Consider the following 21,820-nt stretch of genomic DNA (forward strand, 5'->3'; position numbering starts at 1 on the left):
CGCCGCTGGACTGGAACACAGCGGTGGCGACCTTCGCGTACAGACGAGTTGATCAGGACCCGCGCAAAGACTGTCACGTATGTTCAGTCGGCAGTAACACCTGTCATTGCCCAGCAAATCGGCCTGAGCAGGCATATGACTCTGGTGACCGACTCAGCGGTGTTGTTGCAATGTGCGAGGCCAGTGCCGTCAATGAAACCGCCCGGCGGTGTCAGGTTTGGGGCGCTCATCGCCTGGGTACTTTACCTAGTGCACCTTGACAGAGTACCCGGGCAGACCTGAATGGCGGCTGTCCGACGGGGCGGGGCGTCTCGATGCGCCGTGCGCTCGCGATTCGTACGGGATTCGCGACCCGGTTCGCCGCTATAGTGATGGGCTACTTTGCGACCCACCTGAATGAGGCAAACATGAGCAACGGCTTTAAGCCCGGTATCGGTCAGGATCAATGGCTGCAGCTGGTCAGTGAAAGAGGCTGGATGTGGACGCCCGCGCAACTTGCGGGTGCGCTGGACGCGCCGACCCTGTTGCTGGCGCATGGTGCAGGTGCACCGATGGACAGCGACTTCATGAACCGCATGGCGGCTGATCTGGCGGCGCAAGGTATCAGCGTCCTGCGCTTCGAGTTTCCTTATATGGCGCAGCGGCGTCGGGGCGGCAGCAAGCGTCCACCCAATCCACAGGCACAATTGCTGGAATGCTGGAGAGAGGTGTTCGCCTGTGTGCGTGCTCACATCCGCGGGCGTCTGGCGGTCGGCGGCAAATCAATGGGCGGGCGGATGGCCAGCCTGATCGCCGATGAGCTTGAGGTCGATGCGCTGGTGTGTCTAGGGTATCCGTTCTACGCCGTGGGCAAGCCTGAAAAACCACGCGTGGCGCATCTGGCCGACCTTAAGACACCCACGCTGATCGTGCAGGGCGAACGCGACGCGCTAGGCAATCGCGAAGCCGTAGAAGGCTATGCATTGTCGAGTGCCATTCGGCTGCACTGGTTGACGACTGCCAATCACGACCTCAAACCCCTGAAGGTCGCGGGTATCAGCCATGAGCACTGCCTGGCTGAGTCCGTGAGAGAGATTGCCGGGTTCCTGCGCGCCTGAGTCACCGGCAAGGCAGGCCGATGGTGGTTCGCATTTTACCCACCTTGCCGTCGGCGATGACGGGGGACTGTTCCAGCTCCGATCTCAGCGTCAGCCGACCTGTCAGTGAGGACGTCCTGAAAGGCTGTGAGTTGATGCTCGCGGCAAAGCGGCCTTCATGGGTTGCAGGTTGAACGCAGCGCTGGCGTGAGGGAGTTGGACGGTGCATGGGCTGGCCCTGGGAAACTCCTGAAAACGGTGACAGGGCGTTACGCCTTTAGCGCAACGCCCTGCCGGATGAACAATGGGTTCAGCAATCGGTCATCTGATGCCTACGCCGAGACTGGAATTGTGACTCTTCAGTTTGAAGTTGCCGCCAGTGACCATGTTTTTCACGTAATACCAGTTCCATCCGCCGATGCCGGCGCTTGAAACAGTCGACGACCAATAGTTGCCGTTGCCCATCGGCCAGCGATTGCCGTACAGGTTATAGATCTCCACCAGTTCGTGAATGGTCGGAATCCTCGCGCTGTTGTTGCCCGCGTTTTTGCTGATCTGAGAAAAGCTGCCGCTGCCCAGACCGATGCAATGGATGGCGCCGGTGACGGTGATCAGGTAGCTTTTACTCGCGCCCGAAGCATCGGTCGCTGTAATGGTGGCTGTGCCGTTGCCTCGAACCGAGGTCAGGCCATTGCTGTCCACTTTCGCGACCAGCGGGTCGCTCGAAGCGTACTGATAGGGTGCCTGTCCGCCACTGGCCTGACGCAGAAGGGTGGTATCGGACGGGAAGTTCGGCAACAGGTCCGGCGAGCCCGGAAGCAGATACACCTTGCCAGCCAGCGTGACCGGCGAGGTGTCCAGCAGCAGCTCGGGCTGCGCCGCCAGAATCTGCAAGGCCAGCGTGCCGGATACCTGCACCAGACCGTTGACGCGATTGACCACATAAGAAATCGCCACCGTCTGCCCGGCGTTTGCCGTTACCAAAGCAAACGCAAACAGCATCTCCAGCGTCTTGCCGGCTTCTGCGCTCGACAGGGTCTTTTCCTGGGTGTCACTGCCGTTCGGCCCTTGCCATTGCACGATCACCTGATCGCCGGCTTTCAGGTTGGCGGTGGCGTCGATCACCACGGTTGCACCGGATGAAGCGTTGGCCGGGTCGAGTATGGTGCCGATGGCTTCTTTTATGGTTGGGGTGGGCAGGGGCGTTGCTTGCGCGAGTTGCAGCTTCACGTCCACCGACTCCGAGATTCCCTGCCAGATCTGTAATCGTGTAGTAGACCGGCGCCTCAATGTCACCGATCAACTCCAGAAACGGCCTGGCGAAGTCGACCATTGTTCGTTTAAGACCCACGTCATCACTGCTCACCACCGCCATCGGACCGGGCAGATCATCCCAGTAGGTGCGGACAACATCGCCCTCCTGCATGCCGTTGTAGCTGGCAATCGTCCCTGAAAGCACGTTACCCATGGTTTGCAGTTCTTCTGAGGTCAGACCGTTCTGTACCTGCGTGGGAAAAATGATGGGGGCCAGCAGCGGATCGCCAGGCGGGGTAAGGTCTACGATTACAACTGTCTCGGCAGAAAACTCGACGACCATATTGATCGGGTTTTCGACCGCGTAAGCCACCGAGTGACGACCTTCCGTCAACAGCTCGGATGGAATGTGCAGCATGAGGTCGTCACCTGGCATCTGCGAAAGCAGTATCTCTTTCTTGAGACCAATAAGCACTCCATCGAAGTACAGCTGATAGGTATAGCCGGGGCGCGCGCCTTGCCAGACGTTCAACAGCACTTCGAGGGGCATGTTCAAACTGTCGACGGGTAATAGTCCACCGTTCAAGGCGGCTGCGATGACTGGCGAAGTCAGCACGTTTTCTTTTTTTTCAGTCGCAAGGTTATACATGGGCGTTCCTTATACGTGTAAAAGTTGCGGGCCCTTGTGAGCCCGCAACGGTTTAGCGACTCAGACAGGTAAAGTCGGTAGGTTTAAGCATATGCACGATGACGCGAGTGACTGTGGAGTTTGCCGGACTTTGATTGCTGCCTTCGACAGGGTCGACGGTATAACTCGCCTCCGCAAACCCTGTGCAAATAAGCAGTGTGTTGATCTGAGGGACCTTGAATACATGCCCTTGCACAACATCCACTTCATCCAGCTTACGAGTCGTCACATAAGTAGCGGCTTCGATGGGATTATTGAAGTCGTCAAAACCCTTGAACGTGAAGGTGATCTTCTGGCCCTCGGCAATATTTACATAAGGTGAGACTTTTACATCGGCACCGTCTGGATTTTCATTGGGCCCCAGCACTCCGTTGGACGTGAGATTGAACGTGGGCCCGGTCAATCCGTTTTCGCCACCGGGTTGCTCTTCTCGAGACCGTACTGTTACAGGCTGAGTCGGACTCGTCATACTGTTTGGGTTTCCTGTACGCGTGACTGTGAAGTACACCGGAATGGCCTCGCCGGTGCCTTGCAACTTCATCAGCTCGTTATCAATCGGAATAATCAAGTCTCTTGCCGCTGCAACGTCGCTAGACCGTATTTGATACCACTGCGTTTTTACCTGATTGCCCCAGTACAGGTTCAAATCATCATTGATTTCGAATCCCGTATTCCAGAGCACTACTCCTCTGCCGTTCAACTCGTAATCGTCTTCGTCGATGAAGTTGTCCTGGGTGTTCGGGTTTTGTACGCTCGTTCCTTGTATCGTCAAATTGTTCAAGGGGGTGGGGAAGGGAAGTGTTGTAAAAACGTCTATGTGGGTGTCCAGCGATGTGCCGGTCAGTTCGCCGTTGCGAAACACTTCATAATGAACCGCGGTGTCGCCTTGCGGACCTTGGGCAATGGCCTCGAATGGCAGTTTCAACGTGAGTATGACGGCTTCATTTTCGTCGCCAGGTGCAACGAAGACAGGGGTCAAGGGATTATTGGTGCCCCAGAATAGCTGGATGCTATCAAGCGCCGCGGCGCCCGGATAATGGGGGATGTCGACCAATACTCCGGCCTGAGCTTCCAGATAATCAATCAGATCGCCTACCGCTTGATCAATGACAGGTGCCGGATAATCAGAAGGCAAGTCGTTCAGCCTTAATTTCACCGCTACAGTGTTCGAGAGGATTGAAGGGTTACCTGCACGGTCGATGACCTGGTAACACACCTGCTTTTCTTCCTCCCCCAACGTTTGCAGAAACGCTCGTGTAAAAGTGACCGAGACCTTGTCCAGCCCCATGTCGGTTTCGTTGACGACGGCAGTGGGGCCTACGATATCTCCCCACCTGGTCAGAATGCGGTCATGCTTGGCCATACCGGTGTAGCCGGGAATCTGCACATCAAGTTGGCCACCCAGTTGATCGAGCTCGGCGGCAGTCAGACCGTTCTGGATCTCGGCTGGGAACTGTATGGCAGCAAGCTCCGGAGCGCCTGGCGCTGTCCGGTCGATCTGAATCCGGAAAATTTCCGATCTCTGTTCTACCTGATTGATCGGATTGACAACGACGTACGCGACATCGTGGAAACCTTCCAGCAACAGCTCGGCCGGGATCTCCAGGTGCAGGGGGTCTCCTGGTGCATGTGAGGGCAGAATCAGTTTTTGGGGGCCAGTCGCGATACTGTTGAACAGCAGTTGATATGTGTAACCAGGAAGTGCCGCTGGCCATACAACGAGATCGACCGTCAACGGTTGTGATGCCTCAGCGACCGGTATGAGCCCTGGCGTATCCTGATCATGAAATGCGACTGCAATATCGGGTGCAGCCAATACAAGATTCAAGTTTCTATGCCTGTTTCCGGAAATTGAAACAGGTGTTGGGAGATAGTTGTTTGAGCAATTTTTCATGTGTAGAGGCCTTATCATTAAAATTTTGTAGGGGATTTCCTACTTTTTTTCGAACGTGTTTCTGAATGAGATTTTTTTGGTTGGTACTTGGCGAAAGAGTCAATGATGTTCTCAGTCAAAATTGGACGTAATAGGGTTTTGGTGGGCTGGTCAAGTGGTTGTGTGGAGATTATTTAATTAGTTTGAGAGTTTTTTGCTTGGCGCCCATTTGGATGCTCGCTGTAAGAAACTTCTTATATTATTTTGGGAAGGCTCCTACGTTTTGGGTATTGAACAGGGCCAGGGTTTATGAATTAAGTAAGCTATCTTTCCACTCTCAAAAAAACGAGGAGATGGACGGTGTCTAGTAGAAAAAGTAACGTCGTTAAGTCGCGGGGTGGCGCGTTTCAACTTGCCGTGATTGCCTTTGGCGCTCTCGCTAATGTACAGGCGTCGGCAGCGGCATCGGGCGATAATAATGGTCTGCCTTTAGACACTGCAGCAGTCACCGGATTGTGGCCGGATGAAGAGTTGCCAGATGAAACCGTTAGACGGGCTGAAATCATTACCGTAGGTCCTGATACTCCTTTCGATTCTTATCACATTGGTTATCAAAGTGTTCTTAATATTGTCGGTGGACGAGCAGACCAGGTGGTCGTGAGAGACGCTACGGTCAATATTCAGTCCGGCGTGGTTGAGAGCGGTATCAGCCTTTCCGATGCGCTGGGTAATCTCTCCAACGCTACCGTGAAAAACGCGACAGGTAGCGGCATCGTTCTTCATGGAGTGATGGGCTCTATCAACCCTGGCTCCACGGTATCGGCTCATTCAAGCGATGTATCGGGATCGGGCTACGGTATTTCAGTCGGGTTGTGGGGGGCGCTGAGTATTTTCAATACCGATGTGCGCGGGTTTGCGTCGCAAAGCAAAAGTGGCCAGGGGATTTTTGTTTCTGGCGCCAATGTGCTGATCGCCGACAACAGTCATGTGACAGGCGACATGAATGGAATCCATCTGGTGGATGGATCCCAAGCCGGAATACTGGTCGGAAACAAGTCCGTTGCTGTGATTGACCGATCGATAGTCCAGGGTTTGGCCGGGGCCGCCATCAAAGTAAACCAGCGCGTTGCGCTCGACATCGAGGCCGACATTGCTGTGCAAAACCATTCCGAGCTATGGGCCGGAAATGGCAACCTGCTGGAGGTGGAAGATCACAGCACTGTCAACTTCAACGTCGATAACAGCACCCTAAATGGCGACCTTATCGCCGATGACACCAGCACCCTGAACATCACGCTGCAAAACGACGCACAATTGAACGGCAACATCGTCAATGGCAACCGTCTGGCGATTACCTCGGGCAGTCACTGGCAGATGCAGGGCGACAATGCCGTCAGGTCGCTTTCCCTGCATGGCGGCAGCGTGGCGTTTGCTGGCGAAGGCTTTCATACACTTTCGCTGAATGAGTTGTCAGGGGGCGGCACGTTTGGCTTGCGCGTGGATCTGGACAACGGTGTCGGAGATCTCATCGACGTCAACGGCCAGGCCAGTGGACAGTTCGGCTTGCAGGTGCGCAACACGGGTGTGGAGGTTGTGTCTGCTGACATGGCACCGCTCAAGGTGGTGCATACCGAAGGTGGCGACGCGCAATTCAGCCTGCTGGGCGGGCGGGTCGACCTGGGCGCCTATTCGTATTTGCTGGAACAGCAGGGCAATGACTGGTTCATCGTCGGTAAAGACAAGGTCATAAGCCCCTCGACCCAGAGCGCGCTTGCCCTTTACAGCGCGGCACCTGCCATCTGGATGAGTGAGCTCTCTACCCTGCGTTCGCGCATGGGTGAGGTTCGTGCAAGCGGCAGGGCGGGCGGCTGGATGCGCGCCTATGGCAACAGGCTGAATGCCACGACCAGTGACGGTGTCGACTATCGGCAGAAGCAAAGTGGCCTGTCGCTGGGGGCCGATGCGCCCGTCGAGGTCAGCAACGGCCAACTGGTGGTCGGTGTGCTGGGAGGGTACAGCACGTCCGGTATCGATTTGAGCCGTGGTACTACGGGTAAAGTCGACAGCTACTATGCAGGCGCCTATGCCACCTGGCTGTCGGACGATGGCTACTACGTTGACGGCGTGCTCAAACTCAACCGCTTTCGCAACAAGGCAGATGTTGCCATGAGCGATGCAAGCAAGGCCAAGGGTGACTATACCAACAACGGGGTAGGGGGCTGGGTAGAGTTCGGCCGCCACATCAAACTGGCGGACGATTACTTTCTCGAACCGTTCGCTCAGTTGTCCAGTGTCGTCGTTCAGGGACAGGAACTGCGCCTGGACAACGGCATGAAAGCGAAGAACGATCAGACCCAATCGGTATTGGGCAAGGTGGGCACCTCGCTGGGCCGCAGTGTCGCGCTCAAGGATGGCGGGGTATTGCAGCCTTATGTGCGCGTCGCCGTTGCACAGGAGTTTTCGCGCCGCAACGAGGTGAAAGCCAACGATGTGAAATTCGATAACAGCCTGTTCGGTTCGCGCGGCGAACTGGGCGCCGGGGTATCGGTGTCGCTGTCCGAGCGTCTGAAACTGCACGCAGACTTCGATTACATGAAAGGTCGGCATATCGAGCAACCCTGGGGAGCGAATGTGGGGTTACGCCTGGCATTCTGATCCTTAAGGCCAGTGCCTGAGTAACACCAGAGCCCCCGGTGAATGATCACCGGGGGCTTTTCGGTTAATGATCGGTAAACCTGCGTTTGCGTTGTTTCTGGCGGGAGGTGACAGGCACCGCGTAGTTGACGTTCACCCGTAACACTGGCGATGTGCCGATCAGGCGATGATCACGATAAAGCTCGTAATACAGGTCAACCAGACCGTACTGAATATAGGGGGTGAAAGTGTAGGAAATACACAGCACACTTACCACGCTGTTTTCGCCTACCCGATGGAAAAGCGTTGTCGATGACAGGTTTTTACCCCAATAGAAATGGATTTCGTCACCCCAGCACATTTTGACTGACCCAGGGATATGGATGGTAATGCCCGCATGTGCCTGTTCGTGACTGATGGAATCAGGATCGATGTTAGGCAGCACAGGTGCTTTCAGCGTGTTGGAAATATCGGATGGTAGATGGAGAGGGCTCGCGTGTCGGTAGCGGCTCTCGTGGGGTGGGGCTTCTTGAACAGTGCTCGCGCTGTCGGGAGTGTTTTTTTCTTTTTGGGTGCGCGCCGCTACATCCGTGGATTGTTGTTTATCCATCGTTAACTCTTTTATTGACATTAAGTTGAGTTGTTATATGCGTGCCGGCAGTTGTCGGCAACGGAATTATTACAAGGCACATAAGTGTTCAGGTCAAGTGTCTGCCGGTATCAAAGACAAGCCAAGCTTGTGTGAGGTTGTGCAGTTACATTTGGTATCATGTGCACAGTGAGTTATCGCTCGTTAGTGTTGGAGATGCTGTAAATAAAGGGTGTGGCTTGGTGTGAGTGTTATTTCAGGGCTTTTTGTGTGTGAAATACCTGTAGGACATTAACTACAGATAAGTCTTACAGAAGGTAAAAAAGTAGGTTTTGGCTGAATTCCCACTCCTGCGTAGGAATATTCACTCAACTTTATCATTAGGGTCTCGCACGCGTTAGCGTGCGAGGCCGTCAAGGTTGTGGGCGGAAATGTAGGCTGCTGTGTTTAAACTTGTATTGACGGTGCCGGGGTGTCCAGACCGAACAGGAATGCTTTGCTGAAAACGATCTGCATGTCGGCGTAAGGGGTAATAAATAACTACCGCATCAACTGAATTTCAACTAGTCGGAGTATGCGTCCACTGTCAATAGGCAAAAGTACTGCATTGCTGTCATTGAAGATGTTAAAAAAATATCCTGCACGTTCTTCAGATGGCTTCTCAAGTTCTGTCAGATTTGAAGGGAGTGCTAACAGTGCACACTATTGACGCTCATAAAAAAGCCCCGACCAACCGAAGTTTGTCGAGGCTTGGCATACAGTCTCAGGCCTTAGCGATTAAACCGCTCTACCAGTGAATACTGTGAGTTGGCCGTGTCGGTCAGTTCACCACTTAATACGGCAGAGCGACGCGCTTCGTCAGAGGTCTGGTCTGCCAGGCTGGCGATGGTGGCGATGTTGCGATTGATTTCCTCGGCCACGGCGCTTTGCTCTTCCGTGGCGGTGGCGATTTGCGTGGTCATGTCGGTGATATTGGCGACGGCCTCGCTGATGCCCACCAGCGCCTGATCTGCCTCCAGTACCCGGGCTACGCCTTCTTCGGCCTGACGGCGACCGGTGTCCATGGTGTGAACCGCGTCGGTTGCGGTCTGCTGCAGTTTGGCGATCAGGCCATGAATCTGTCCGGTGGACTCGGCGGTGCGTTGCGCGAGCTGACGCACTTCATCTGCCACAACCGCAAAGCCGCGACCCATCTCACCGGCGCGCGCCGCTTCGATCGCGGCGTTGAGCGCCAGCAGGTTGGTTTGGTCGGCAATGCCTTTGATCACATCGACCACGCCGCCGATTTCATCGCTGTCCTTGGCCATGCGGGTCACGGTCAGGCCGGTTTCGCCCACCGAGGTGGACAGGCGCTGAATGGCTTCGCGGGTTTCACCGGCGATATCGCGACCGCGACGCGTCAGTTCGTTGGCCTGCTGGGTGGCATCAGCGGCACGGTTTACGTGATTGGCCACTTCCTGAGTGGTGGCGGCCATCTGGTTGATGGCGGCGGCAACCTGCTCGGTTTCCACACGCTGACGTTCCAGCCCGATCGAACTGGCATTGGCCAGCGAGTTGGACTGGCGGGCCTGACTGTTCAGGTGTTCGGCGGTGTCCTGCAAGCGCGTCAGGCAGGTTTTCATGCGCGCTTCCTGGCTGAGGATCGACATTTCCAGACGCGCTTGCGGGCCACGGCTGTCGGTGTACATCTGCGCGATCAACGGGTCGGAAGTGGTCTGTTCGGCCAGGCGTAACAAGCGTTTGGTGCCACGCTGCTGCCAGGAAAGCCCCAGCAGGCCGAGCGGTACCGACAACGCCGCAGCCAATGCAAAACCCCAGTGTGAATTGAGCCACACGCCGATCAGGAAGCTCAGTTGGCTGACCAGAATGAACGGCAGCCAGTCCTGAAGTACCGGCAGCCACTTGTCGCGGTTTGGTACGGCGCTCTTGCCCTTGTTGAGGCGGGTGTAAAGCGCCTCGGCACGGCGGATCTGTTCGGCGGTCGGCTTGATACGTACCGACTCGAAACCCACCACCTGGCGGTTTTCCAGTACCGGCGTCACGTAGGCATTGACCCAATAATGATCGCCGTTCTTGCAGCGGTTCTTGACGATGCCCATCCACGGCTGCCCGGACTTGAGCGTGGTCCACATGTGCTCGAAGACTGCAGGCGGTACGTCCGGATGACGTACTGTGTTATGCGCAGCACCGAGCAATTCAGCCTCGCTGTAACCACTGATGTCGAAAAAGGCATCGTTGCAGTAGGTGATGGTGCCTCGGGTGTCGGTGGTGGAAATCAGTCGTTGTTCGGCAGGGAATGTCCGCTCATGTTGAGTGACGGGCTGGTTGTTGCGCATGGGATTTCGATCCTTCGATCCGGAAGACTGTGGCGTGGTTATCGGCGGGCACGTCGATAAATTGAGCGACGTGCGACAAGTGACCGGAGAGTCAGCCGTGTACGGCCTGCATGGGACAGGTGAACAGCCCGTAATACATCAGGCTGGAGGTGGGCGGAGCAGGAGCGAGTTTATAAAAATTTTCATGCTGGGGCCTGACCCTTAAGCAGGATGCAGGCCCCATTTATGAGATATCAGGAGGCGATCAGCTGGCGCAGCACGTAATGCAGAATGCCGCCCGACTTGAAGTATTCCACTTCATTAAGCGTATCGATGCGGCACAGCACGTCGACGGTTTCCTTGCTGCCGTCTTCGCGGTCGATATGCAGGGTCAGGCTCATGCCCGGCTGCACGTCTGCGTTGGTCAGTCCGGTGATCTTCAGCGTCTCCTTGCCGGTCAGGCCGAGGGTCTTGCGCGTCTGGCCGTTCTTGAACTGCAAAGGCAGCACGCCCATGCCCACCAGGTTCGAGCGGTGAATCCGTTCGAAGCTTTCGGCGATGACCGCCTTGACGCCCAGCAGGTTGGTGCCCTTGGCAGCCCAGTCACGGCTAGAGCCCGTGCCGTATTCCAGACCGGCAATGATCACTAGCGGCGTGCCTTCTGTCTGATAACGCATGGCCGCGTCGTAGATCGCCAGCTTCTCGCCGGAGGGCACATGCACCGTGTTGCCACCTTCCTCGCCGCCGAGCATTTCGTTGCGGATACGGATATTGGCAAAGGTCCCGCGCATCATCACTTCATGGTCGCCACGGCGCGAGCCGTAAGAGTTGAAGTCCTGATACGTGACGCCTTTCTCCTGCAGGTAGCGCCCGGCAGGGCTGTCGGCCTTGATATTACCGGCAGGGGAGATATGGTCGGTGGTCACCGAGTCGCCCAGCAGGGCCAGGATGCGTGCGTTTTCCACGTCTTCGATAGCCGGCAGCGGACCGTCGATGCCGTCGAAGAACGGCGGGTGCTGAATGTAGGTGGAATCGTCCTGCCAGACGTAGGTGGCAGCCTGCGGCACTTCGATGGCTTGCCATTGTTCGTCGCCGGCAAAGACTTCGGCGTATTCCTTATGGAACATGCCGGTGTTGACGCTGGCCACGGCGTCGGCGATTTCCTGCTGACTCGGCCAGATATCGCGCAGATAGACCGGTTTGCCGTCTGCGCCTTCGCCCAGGGGTTCGCTGCTGATGTCGATGCGCACCGAGCCTGCCAGTGCATAGGCGACTACCAGGGGGGGCGATGCCAGCCAGTTGGTCTTGACCAGCGGATGGACGCGGCCCTCGAAGTTGCGGTTGCCCGAAAGCACCGACGCGACTGTCAGGTCGGACTGTTGAATGGCTTTCTCGATAGGCTCCAGCAGCGGTCCGGAGTTGCCGATGCAGGTGGTGCAGCCGTAACCGACCAGATCGAAGCCCAGGGCATCGAGGTATTGGGTCAGACCTGCTGCGTTGTAATAATCGGTCACCACTTTGGAGCCGGGTGCCAATGAGCTTTTCACCCACGGCTTGCGCTTCAGGCCTTTCTCGACGGCTTTCTTCGCGACCAGCCCGGCTGCCATCATGACGCTGGGGTTGGAGGTGTTGGTGCAGGACGTGATCGCCGCGATCACCACAGCGCCGTCTTTCAGATGATAGGTCTGGCCGTTGTATTCATATTGGGTTTCGCCGCTGACCTGGGCCTCGTTGCCAACCGCGACACCGCCACCGCCTTCGCTCTCCAGGCGACCTTCATCGACCTTGGCAGGCTTGACCTGTAGACCGAGGAAATCGCTGAAGGCCTTGGACACATTCGGCAGCGCTACACGATCCTGAGGGCGCTTGGGGCCAGCAAGGCTGGCTTCGACCGTGCTCATGTCCAGTTCCAGGCTGTCGGTGAACACCGGTTCCTGGCCTGCCAGACGCCATAGACCCTGAGCCTTGCAATACGCTTCGACCAGCTTGACGGTTTCGTCGGGACGACCCGACAGACGCAGGTAATCCAGTGTGACGTCATCGACCGGGAAGAAACCACAGGTTGCGCCGTACTCGGGCGCCATGTTGGCAATGGTCGCGCGGTCGGCCAGCGGCAGATCGGCCAGGCCGTCGCCGTAGAACTCGACAAACTTGCCGACCACACCTTTCTTGCGCAGCATCTGGGTGACGGTGAGCACCAGGTCGGTAGCGGTGATGCCTTCCTTCAGTTTGCCGGTCAGCCGGAAACCGATGACTTCCGGGATCAGCATCGACACCGGTTGGCCAAGCATCGCCGCTTCGGCTTCGATACCGCCCACGCCCCAGCCCAGTACGCCCAGGCCATTGATCATCGTGGTGTGCGAGTCGGTACCGACCAGCGTGTCGGGGAATGCGTAAGTGCGGCCGTCCTCTTCCTTGGTCCATACCGTGCGGCCCAGGTATTCGAGGTTCACCTGATGGCAAATGCCGGTGCCGGGCGGCACCACGCTGAAATTATCGAAAGCGCTCTGGCCCCAGCGCAGGAACGCGTAGCGCTCGCCGTTGCGCTGCATCTCGATATCGACGTTCTCGCCGAAGGCTTCCGCGTTGCCAAACTTGTCGACCATTACCGAGTGGTCGATCACCAGGTCCACCGGGGAAAGGGGGTTGATGCGTTGCGGGTCACCACCAGCCTTGGCCACGGCAGCACGCATGGCGGCCAGATCGACCACTGCCGGCACACCGGTAAAGTCCTGCATCAGCACGCGGGCAGGGCGGTATTGAATTTCCCGGTCCGAACGGCGCTCGGTCAGCCAGTCGGCAATAGCCTTGAGGTCGTTGCCCGTGACGGTCTTGTTGTCTTCCCAGCGCAGCAGGTTTTCCAGCAGCACCTTGAGTGACATAGGCAGCTTGTCCAGATCGCCCAGTGAGCGGGCGGCTTCCGGCAGGCTGAAGTAGTGGTAGGTCTTGTTATCAATTTCGAGGGTTTTAAGGCTCTTCAGGCTATCGAGGGAGGGCATGAATGTCTCCTTTGAGGAATGTTCTCCGAACATCGGTTCACGGGCTCCATGTGCATCAGGTCGGGAGCGCCGCATCAGGCTTCAAGTTCTGTGGACTGTTCGGCCGCACCAGTGGTTCCTGGATTGGGCTATCATGCGCGGCTTTCAAGTCTGCGGGGTTACGCCCGAGTGCCCACTGCCCAGGAGTAACCCATGAATACACTGTTTATGCACTGCCGACCCGGTTTTGAGGGCGAAGTCTGCTCGGAAATAGCCGATCACGCCGCGCGCCTGGACGTGGCCGGGTATGCCAAGGCCCGTCCCAGCACCGCCTGCGCCGAATTCATCTGCACCGAGGCGGATGGTGCCGAGCGGTTGATGAACGGTCAGCGCTTCGACAAGCTGATCTTTCCCCGGCAGTGGGCGCGGGGGCTGTTTCTCGAGTTGCCGGAAACCGATCGCATCAGCGTGATTCTGGCGCAGCTGGCGGCGTTCCCGATCTGCGGCAGTCTGTGGCTTGAGGTGGTGGATACCAACGACGGCAAGGAGCTGTCGAATTTCTGCAAGAAGTTCGAAGCGCCGCTGCGCAAGGCCCTGACTCAGGCAGGCAAACTGGTGGATGACCCGCGCAAGCCGCGTCTGCTGCTGACCTTCAAGAGTGGTCGCGAGGTGTTTCTCGGTCTGGCCGATGCGGACAACTCCGCCATGTGGCCTATGGGCATCCCGCGCCTCAAGTTTCCCCGCGAGGCGCCAAGCCGTTCGACCTTGAAGCTAGAAGAGGCGTGGCACCACTTCATTCCCAGAGACCAGTGGGACGAGCGCCTTTCCGGCGACATGACCGGTGTGGACCTGGGTGCCGCGCCGGGCGGCTGGACGTATCAACTGGTGCGCCGCGGCATGCTAGTGACCGCCATCGATAACGGACCGATGGCGGAAAGCCTGATGGACACCGGGCTGGTTCAGCACTTGATGGCCGACGGTTTTACCTACAAGCCTCGGCAGCCAGTCGACTGGATGGTCTGCGACATCGTCGAAAAGCCTGCGCGCAATGCGGCGCTGCTGGAAACCTGGCTGGGTGAAGGCCTGTGCCGCGAAGCGGTGGTCAACCTCAAGTTGCCGATGAAACAGCGCTACGCTGAAGTACGCCGACTGCTCGACCGCATCGAAGAGGGCTTTCAGGCGCGAGGGGTACGGGTGGCCATCGGCTGCAAACAGCTCTACCACGACCGCGAAGAAGTCACCTGCCACCTGCGCAGGCTGGACGTGGCCAAAACGGCGAGAAAGTGATTTCTCACTCTCGTTTCGCACGCTCCAGTGACTATCGTGCCAATGCCACGTTGGCATGTAGTTTGTGACGCGGAGCGTCACGAACTGCATTCCGACGCGGAGCGTTGGAACGATCCTCGCGATCAGCAAGAATTAGCGCGCATCACAAACCCCACTCAGCCAAACCCCACAATAGCCTTGGTCTCCAGATACTCTTCGAACCCCTGCACGCCATACTCGCGACCGTTGCCAGAGCGCTTGTAGCCGCCGAACGGGGCCATCGGGTTCCAGGCGGGGTAGTTCAGGTGCACTTGCCCGGCACGAATGCGCGAAGCGACCGAGCGCGCCAGGTCAAGGTCCTGCCCCTGTACATGCGCACCCAGGCCATAGACCGTATCGTTGGCAATTGCGATAGCCTCCTCAATCGTGTCGTAGGCCATCAGGCACAGCACCGGGCCGAAAATCTCTTCCCGGGCGATACGCATGGACGAATCCACCTCGGAAAACACCGTTGGCCGGGTATAGAAGCCTCGCTCATGGCCCAGCAACCGTCCCGGCCCGCCGCACACCAGCTTCGCGCCTTCGCTCAGCCCGGCATCGATCATCGCCTGGACACGGTGAAACTGCGCCTCGTTGGCGATAGGGCCCAATACCGTGTGCTCCGACTGCGGATCACCCACAACGATTGCCGCGGCCGTTTCGGCAGCCAGCGCTTCGACTTCCGCCAATCGGTTCCTGGGCACGATCATTCGCGTTGGTGCGCTGCACGACTGACCCACATTGCGGAACGCGGCCATCACGCCGGGCGGCACCGCTTTGGCGAAGTCGGCGTCGGGCAGCAGGATATTCGGTGATTTGCCGCCCAGTTCCTGAGTCACTCGTTTAACCGTCGGTGCGGCGGCCTGCGCCACCAATGCGCCTGCCCGATTGGAACCAGTGATCGAGATCATGTCGATATCAGGGTGGGCCGCCATCGCGCCGCCGACCTCGGGGCCGCTGCCATTGACCAGGTTGAACACGCCGGGCGGCAGACCGGCGTCATGCACCAGTTGCGCGAACAGCAGGGCGCTCAAAGGCGACAATTCGCTGGGCTTGAGCACCACCGTACAACCCGCCGCGATGGCCGGGGCGACTTTGGCGGTGATTTGATACAACGGCCAGTTCCACGGCGTGATCAGGCCACACACCCCGATGGGCTCGCGTTCGATTGCCGTGCCGCCTTCAACGGTCTGGAAGCGATAGGTCGCCAGCAGGTCACGTGCGACACGCACATGCTCGGCGGCCAGTGGCACCTGCATGGCCCGCGCCGAACTGATGGCTGCGCCCATCTCCAGCGAGATCGCCTGCGCCAGTTGTTCCTTGCGCTCAAGAATAAGCTCGTGGATCCGACCGATTATCTGTGCCCGGGCGTGTGGCGAGGTGCCGGACCAGCCGGCAAAGGCTGCCCGCGCTGCTGCAACCGCACGGTCGACATCGGCGGCCGAGCCACTGGCGACATGCGCCACCACCTCTTCGGTCGCAGGGTTGATCACCGCAATACTGACCGGGTCGAGCGGGGCGGACCACCCCCCATCGATATACAGTTTCAGCGCGGTGTCCGGATCAACGTGATGGCTGTTCAAGGACTGTGAGGTCATCCAGCGGGCTCCCTGGAGCAATAATGGTCAAGGCCAGGCACTTTGCTGTCAGGCCGTTCGATACCCATAAGCTAACAAAGCAGTCTGGATAAAAAGCGCCGATCTGCCGGGTTGCAAAGAATAATCTGCTGTATGCAACCCGCTAACATGGCGGACCTGTTTTGGCCGTTTATCCGCGCTGTTTTCAGCCGATCGCCTGAGTCACCAGCGCGAATTGCTGCACATCCGGGACGGAGGCGGGCGGCGTCCCGAGCACCATGCGCGGTGCCCTGTCGACACATGGCAGCCCCAGCCCTTCGAGCCACGCTGCCAGTCCGCAGTCAGCCAGAATGTCGAAGCGCACGAACATGCCGGGTATCTGTTGCAACAGGTGTTCAATCAATCGTTGTGCCTGATCGACATCACGGGCGACCACCGGACCGATGATATGACCGCGCCCGAAGCGGCGCAGCAGGGCGATGCCTTGCAACTGACCTGCGTATTCAATCCCGACCGCGCGTTCTGCATCGCGCGACAACAGGTCAGTCAACACGGCAGTGCGATCCAGGCCGCTGCCCGCGTTGGCCAGTCGGATCAGTTCTGCGTGGTCGGTCGGACCCAGCGTACGAATCGGCAGGTCGTCTTTCGGTGCCAACAGACCTGACAGGTCAGCAATGCCCTGATGCTGCTGGATGCGGGCAAAATCTACGAAACCCAGACTCTGGTAAAGCGGCGCGCCCAGTTCCGTAGCGTTGAGGACTGGCGTGCGCGGTGCCGTCGCGTCGAGACACAGCTTCATCAAGCGGCGACCGATGCCTTTGCCCTGATGATCATCGCGGACGATCACCAGCCCGATCGAGGACCAGTCGCCCTGATGGCAGGTAAACGCTACGCCAACCAGCTGGCCATCATGCTCGGCGACAAAGCCCTCGGAAGTACGTTGCACCATTGCCCAGTCCTGTTCGCGATGTGGCCATTTGAGGCTCACTGAAAGGGCATGGGCTGCCGGGATATCCTCCGCAGTCACCGGGCGATACTGGTAGTGAGCGTCTGTGGTTGCAGGCATGGCGCCTCCGTTGCAATGGGGTGGGTGAGTGGTTGGGCTCATACCAGCTTTCCAGTGCTCATCAGGCTGGACATGAGCGGCATCTCGATGGCAGTCGGATCGGTGAAGCGGCGAATATCGAACGGGCTGATCAATGTGCGCGTGCTGCCGGTGCTGATCAGCTCGGCCATGACGTCACCGACGCCGGGGCCAAGCTGAAAACCATGGCCGCAGAAGCCAAACGCGTAGAACAGGCCGTCGACCTTGCCGCTGCGGCCCATGATCGGCAGCGAGTCCGGCGTGTAACTCTCGATGCCGCTCCAGACACGGATGATGTTCAGCTTCTCTGCACCCGGTAGCAGGCGTTTCATCTGTTTCATCTGGTTGATCAGGCTCTCCGGCTTGAAGTAGGCGCGGCGGTTGAGCATGTCCGGTTTATTGCGATTGCCGCCTCCGATGATGATGTTGCCGCGCGGGATCTGCCGGAAATAGATCACTTCTTCCTTGATCCTGGTGAACACCCCGATCACCGTCGGCAGCGCGTAAGGTATCGGTTCTGTCACCGACATCTGCGGTCCGTTCGGCTCAAGAGGCACTGACTCGCCGAATTGCTCGGCGAGCCTGGCGCCCCAGGCACCCGCAGTGATGAGCAACTGTTCGGCGACGAATAGCTGTCCATCGGCGGTGGTGACCTGAAACTCGCCGCCGACCTTCTGCACCTCGATCACTTCAGTGCGTTCCTCAATTCTTGCACCTGCGCGAATCGCCGCACGGGCGAATGCGGGTGCAGCCAACCGTGGGTTGGCGTGCCCGTCATGGGGCGCATAGGAACCGCCTTTGACTTGTGCACCAAGAAACGGAAAACGGTCATGCAGAGCCTTGCCGGAAAGGATCTGCAAATCCAGCTCGCGGGCTTCCGGGGCGGCGGCATAGGCTTCCAGTTCGGCAATTTCGTCTTCGCGATAGCAAACGCGCATGTGCCCGCTGGGAATGAATTCCAGGTCTTCACCGATCAGCTCAGGCAGGCGCTTCCACAGTGCCCAAGAGCGATTGGACAGTTCCAGTTGGCCAAGAAATCGTCCCTGACGGCGCACGTTACCGAAATTCACGCCGCTGGCATATTGGCCGATCTGGTCACGCTCCAGCAGGGTGACCGAACGGCCGTGCTGGCGCAGAAAAAACGCGGAGGACGCGCCCATGAAGCCGCCGCCGATAATCAGGACATCGCTTTTTTGTGGGGTCATGAGGGGCTCCCGGTCATGTTCATTGATCACAGCGCGCCAGGGCTTCGATCTCGATCAGGTAGCCGTGGTGCAATTCCGGGACCGGCACTACGGCACGCGCAGGGCGATGCTCGCCCAGATAGCCCGCGTAGAGGCGGTCGAAGGCAGGCCAGTGTTGGACGCCGGCGATATAAATCGTCACTTTCAGCAGGTCATTCGTACTGCATCCCGCCGCGCCGAGGATGGCCAGCAGATTGTCCAGCGCGACCGCAGCCTGGACCTCGAACGGCTCCCCGACGCTGTGACTGCCATCGGCGCGCACCGGCAATTGTCCGGAAACATGCAGCGTGCCCTGATGCAGCATCGCCTGCGAATAATGCCCACCGGGTGCGGCGGCCAGGGACGTACTGATCGGTTTCATCTCACCAGCCATGCAGGCGACTCCAGGTATGGATTGCGCCTTCGCTGTCGCAGGCGTGGTAGTCCGGGAATTGCGCGCCGGTGGCACAGGCGTGATTGGGCAGAATGCGCAGTCGGCTGCCGATGGGAAAACGCTTGCTGATGTCGGTCTCGCTGCCCGTAGCGAGCGTGATGATGCCGTGCTCCTGATTGGCACCGGTGACCCGTGCACCGTCGATCCACTCGCCGCTTTCGCTGCACACCTGGCCGTAGCCGAAATCCTCGCGCTGGCGCTGAGTGCCACGGTCGCGGCTCATGGCCATCCAGCCCGCGTCAACGATGATCCAGCCCTTGTCCTGCTGGTGGCCGATGACCGTGGTCAACACGCTCAGGGCCAGCTCATCTGCCTGGCATACGCCAATGTTGTGCATCACCAGGTCGAAGAACACATACACGCCGGCGCGAACTTCGGTCACGCCGTGCAGGCTCTGCGCCGACAGGGCCGTCGGTGTCGAACCAATGCTGACGTCCGCACAGGGCAGTCCTGCCTGACGAATCCGCTCGGCGGCGCTGACGCAGAGCCTGCGCTCCTGTTCGGCGAGGGCTTGCAGGGCTGCGGGGGTGTCGAGGTCATAACTGGACCCGGCATGGGTCATTACCCCACGCAGTTGCATGCCACCGTCGACCAGCGTGCGCGCGACCTCGACGAGCGATGCATCGTCGACGGTCAGGCCGGAACGATGACCGTCGCAATCGATTTCAATCCAGACGTCGAAACGTTCGTCATGCGCCTGGCCGAAGACCACAATCGCCCGGGCAGCCGCCAAGCTGTCGGTCAGGAGGCTCAGGCGGCAGCCCTTGCGCCGCAGTCTGAGTGCCTGCTCCAGCTTGCCGGGCGCAATGGCCACGGCATAGAACACATCGTCGATGCCCTCGGCAAAGCAGTGTTCGGCCTCCTTTAATGTCGATACCGTGACGCCGCTGGCGCCCGCTGCAATCTGCGCCTGAATGACCGGCAGGCATTTGCTGGTCTTGACGTGTGGGCGCAAGCGCACGCCCAGTTCATTCATGCGTTGTTGCATGCGCTGGATATTGTGCTGCATGCGCGACACATCGAGCAGCGCGACAGGCGTATCGAGAGAGGACAGGGAGGCTGACATGGAGAGCGCTCATGTGGCTGGGTACGGCAGCCACTCTACGCAGCGATGATGAAGCTGTGGTTCAATGCGTGATCATCAATCATTAAGCTGAAGTGAATGATAGCCATCGAAGACCTGCGTTTGGCCGTGACCCTGTCGCGCTGCGAATCGCTCAGTGCTGCCGCCAGAATCCTCAACGTCTCGCCGCCGGCGTTGTCGATGCGCTTGCGCAAACTGGAGGCGCAACTGGGCATCACCCTGGCCAATCGCGACGCCAGGCGCCTGAGTCTGACCGCTGATGGCGAGCGTTTCGCACGCGAAAGCGCACAGTTGCTGGAGCAGTTGGAGGCGCTCCCGGAGTCCTTCAAGCAGCGTGACGAACGGCTGGTGGGTACGCTGCGCCTGGCAGCGCCATTCGGTTATGGGCGCCAGCGTATTGCGCCGCTGCTGGCGCGCTTCGCCAGGCTGCACCCGCAGTTGTGTCTGCAGCTGGACCTGCGCGAAACACCCTGGCCGGACCGTCATGACAGCGATGCGGTGATACACATCGGTAGCCTCAATGACAGCCAGTGGATCGCCAGGCCGCTGGCGCAGAACCATCGCTGGCTATGCGCCAGCCCGGCGTATATCGAGCAACATGGTGTGCCCTCGACGCCCGAACAGCTGGCTGCCCATCGCTGCATCTCTATTCGCGAAAACGATGAAGACGTTACCCTCTGGCACCTGAGCAAGGGCCAGACCAAAAAGACCCTGCGCATCGAGCCCGCGCTGCTCAGCAACGACGGTTCGGTCGCCCGGCGCTGGGCCGAGCAGGGGCTGGGCATCGTGTTGCGCTCGCAGTGGGACGTCAGCGACGCCATTGCCAGCGGCAGGCTGGTAAGGGTGCTCGCCGATTGGCAACTGGCCAGTGCGCCGATCAACCTGCTGGTGCCTGTACGCAAGCATCGCAGCGCACGGGTGCAGGCGTTGACCGAGTTTCTCGAGACAGCTCTGAAAGCCTGATCCGGCAAAGCAACGGCACGCTGTTGGTCGCAGGGTTGAATACCTTAATTGACGCTCACGGCAACGCGCGGGTATAAACCGCGTCTTGTGTTTTTGTCGGATTTTTCTCCATGAGTTTCAGCCCCCTGATTCGCCAGTTGATCGATGCCTTCCGCGTGCTGCCGGGCGTCGGTCAGAAAACCGCTCAGCGCATGGCGTTGCAGTTGCTGGAGCGTGACCGCAGCGGCGGTTCGCGGCTGGCGCAGGCACTGGGGCAGGCGATGGACGGCGTGGGTCACTGCCGCTCGTGCCGTACGCTGACCGAAGAGGAACTCTGCCCGCAATGTGCAGATACGCGTCGTGATGACACGTTGTTGTGCGTGGTTGAAGGCCCGACGGATGTCTATGCGGTGGAGCAGACCGGCTACCGCGGTCGTTACTTCGTGCTCAAGGGCCATCTGTCGCCGCTCGACGGCCTGGGGCCGGAGGCCATCGGCATTCCGCAGTTGATGGAACGCATCAGCCAGCAGGGCACCTTCACCGAAGTGATTCTCGCGACCAATCCGACCGTGGAAGGCGAAGCGACGGCGCATTACATCGCCCAGTTGCTCCATGACAAGGGCCTGGTCGCGTCGCGCATCGCCCACGGCGTTCCGCTGGGTGGCGAGCTGGACCTGGTCGACGGCGGTACCCTGGCGCACTCGTTTGCAGGGCGCAAGCCGATTTCGATGTGATACCGGCCAG

Annotated in this window: 14 protein-coding genes and 1 pseudogene; 5 read left to right on the plus strand and 10 right to left on the minus strand. The window is 58.8% G+C overall.

The genetic code is table 11. The features are described from left to right. Positions 1–407: 407 nt before the first annotated feature. Positions 408–1,097 carry an alpha/beta family hydrolase gene (locus PCPL58_RS11875; protein WP_065349466.1) on the plus strand — a complete coding sequence of 230 codons (690 nt, stop codon included), beginning with the start codon at positions 408–410 and terminating at the stop codon, positions 1,095–1,097. A 300-nt stretch (positions 1,098–1,397) separates the two neighbouring features. Here PCPL58_RS11875 and PCPL58_RS31385 read toward each other — a convergent pair. After that, positions 1,398–2,979, minus strand: a pseudogene (locus PCPL58_RS31385) (Ig-like domain-containing protein). A 52-nt stretch (positions 2,980–3,031) separates the two neighbouring features. Beyond that, complete coding sequence (locus tag PCPL58_RS11890) at positions 3,032–4,912, minus strand: hypothetical protein (protein WP_065349467.1); 1,881 nt, start codon at positions 4,910–4,912, stop codon at positions 3,032–3,034. A 768-nt stretch (positions 4,913–5,680) separates the two neighbouring features. On the opposite strand from PCPL58_RS11890, the gene PCPL58_RS11900 reads away from it, so the two are divergent. Next, positions 5,681–7,546 carry an autotransporter outer membrane beta-barrel domain-containing protein gene (locus PCPL58_RS11900; RefSeq protein ID WP_065349469.1) on the plus strand — a complete coding sequence of 622 codons (1,866 nt, stop codon included), beginning with the start codon at positions 5,681–5,683 and terminating at the stop codon, positions 7,544–7,546. A 64-nt stretch (positions 7,547–7,610) separates the two neighbouring features. On the opposite strand, the gene PCPL58_RS11905 is transcribed toward PCPL58_RS11900, so the two are convergent. From PCPL58_RS11905 to acnA, 3 genes are all read right to left on the minus strand, one after another. Continuing rightward, positions 7,611–8,135, minus strand: coding sequence for a hypothetical protein (locus tag PCPL58_RS11905; protein WP_065349470.1), 525 nt, complete (start codon positions 8,133–8,135; stop codon positions 7,611–7,613). Between the two features lie 749 nt (positions 8,136–8,884). Continuing rightward, positions 8,885–10,450, minus strand: a complete 1,566-nt coding sequence (locus tag PCPL58_RS11910; protein ID WP_065349471.1) for a methyl-accepting chemotaxis protein — start codon at positions 10,448–10,450, stop codon at positions 8,885–8,887. Between the two features lie 233 nt (positions 10,451–10,683). Then, positions 10,684–13,428 carry an aconitate hydratase AcnA gene (gene acnA / locus PCPL58_RS11915; RefSeq protein WP_065349472.1) on the minus strand — a complete coding sequence of 915 codons (2,745 nt, stop codon included), beginning with the start codon at positions 13,426–13,428 and terminating at the stop codon, positions 10,684–10,686. A 192-nt stretch (positions 13,429–13,620) separates the two neighbouring features. On the opposite strand from acnA, the gene rlmM reads away from it, so the two are divergent. Further along, positions 13,621–14,694 carry a 23S rRNA (cytidine(2498)-2'-O)-methyltransferase RlmM gene (gene rlmM / locus PCPL58_RS11920; RefSeq protein ID WP_065349473.1) on the plus strand — a complete coding sequence of 358 codons (1,074 nt, stop codon included), beginning with the start codon at positions 13,621–13,623 and terminating at the stop codon, positions 14,692–14,694. A gap of 155 nt (positions 14,695–14,849) precedes the next feature. Here the strand turns inward: rlmM and PCPL58_RS11925 are convergent, their stop codons facing one another. The 5 genes from PCPL58_RS11925 to PCPL58_RS11945 all read right to left on the minus strand — a co-directional run bounded on the left by PCPL58_RS11925 (position 14,850) and on the right by PCPL58_RS11945 (position 20,116). Next, positions 14,850–16,310 carry an aldehyde dehydrogenase family protein gene (locus PCPL58_RS11925; RefSeq protein WP_065349474.1) on the minus strand — a complete coding sequence of 487 codons (1,461 nt, stop codon included), beginning with the start codon at positions 16,308–16,310 and terminating at the stop codon, positions 14,850–14,852. A gap of 184 nt (positions 16,311–16,494) precedes the next feature. Beyond that, positions 16,495–17,355, minus strand: a complete 861-nt coding sequence (locus PCPL58_RS11930; RefSeq protein WP_032609919.1) for a GNAT family N-acetyltransferase — start codon at positions 17,353–17,355, stop codon at positions 16,495–16,497. A gap of 38 nt (positions 17,356–17,393) precedes the next feature. Beyond that, the gene (locus PCPL58_RS11935; protein WP_003417790.1) at positions 17,394–18,578 is read right to left on the minus strand and encodes an NAD(P)/FAD-dependent oxidoreductase; all 1,185 of its coding nucleotides are present in this window, start codon (positions 18,576–18,578) and stop codon (positions 17,394–17,396) included. A 19-nt stretch (positions 18,579–18,597) separates the two neighbouring features. Next, positions 18,598–18,990, minus strand: a complete 393-nt coding sequence (locus PCPL58_RS11940) for a RidA family protein (RefSeq protein ID WP_003370265.1) — start codon at positions 18,988–18,990, stop codon at positions 18,598–18,600. Then, positions 18,980–20,116: a DSD1 family PLP-dependent enzyme gene (locus PCPL58_RS11945; RefSeq protein ID WP_065349476.1), complete on the minus strand. Its 1,137-nt coding sequence runs from the start codon at positions 20,114–20,116 to the stop codon at positions 18,980–18,982. Before PCPL58_RS11945 ends, PCPL58_RS11940 begins: the two co-directional genes overlap by 11 nt. 96 nt (positions 20,117–20,212) lie before the next feature. On the opposite strand from PCPL58_RS11945, the gene PCPL58_RS11950 reads away from it, so the two are divergent. Both PCPL58_RS11950 and recR read left to right on the plus strand, forming a co-directional pair. Then, the gene (locus tag PCPL58_RS11950) at positions 20,213–21,097 is read left to right on the plus strand and encodes a LysR family transcriptional regulator (protein WP_065349477.1); all 885 of its coding nucleotides are present in this window, start codon (positions 20,213–20,215) and stop codon (positions 21,095–21,097) included. A gap of 110 nt (positions 21,098–21,207) precedes the next feature. Then, positions 21,208–21,810: a recombination mediator RecR gene (gene recR / locus PCPL58_RS11955; protein ID WP_003370271.1), complete on the plus strand. Its 603-nt coding sequence runs from the start codon at positions 21,208–21,210 to the stop codon at positions 21,808–21,810. The last annotated feature ends 10 nt before the right edge of the window (positions 21,811–21,820 follow it).

It is taken from the genome of Pseudomonas cerasi (genome assembly GCF_900074915.1).
In the GTDB taxonomy this organism is placed as follows: domain Bacteria; phylum Pseudomonadota; class Gammaproteobacteria; order Pseudomonadales; family Pseudomonadaceae; genus Aquipseudomonas; species Aquipseudomonas cerasi.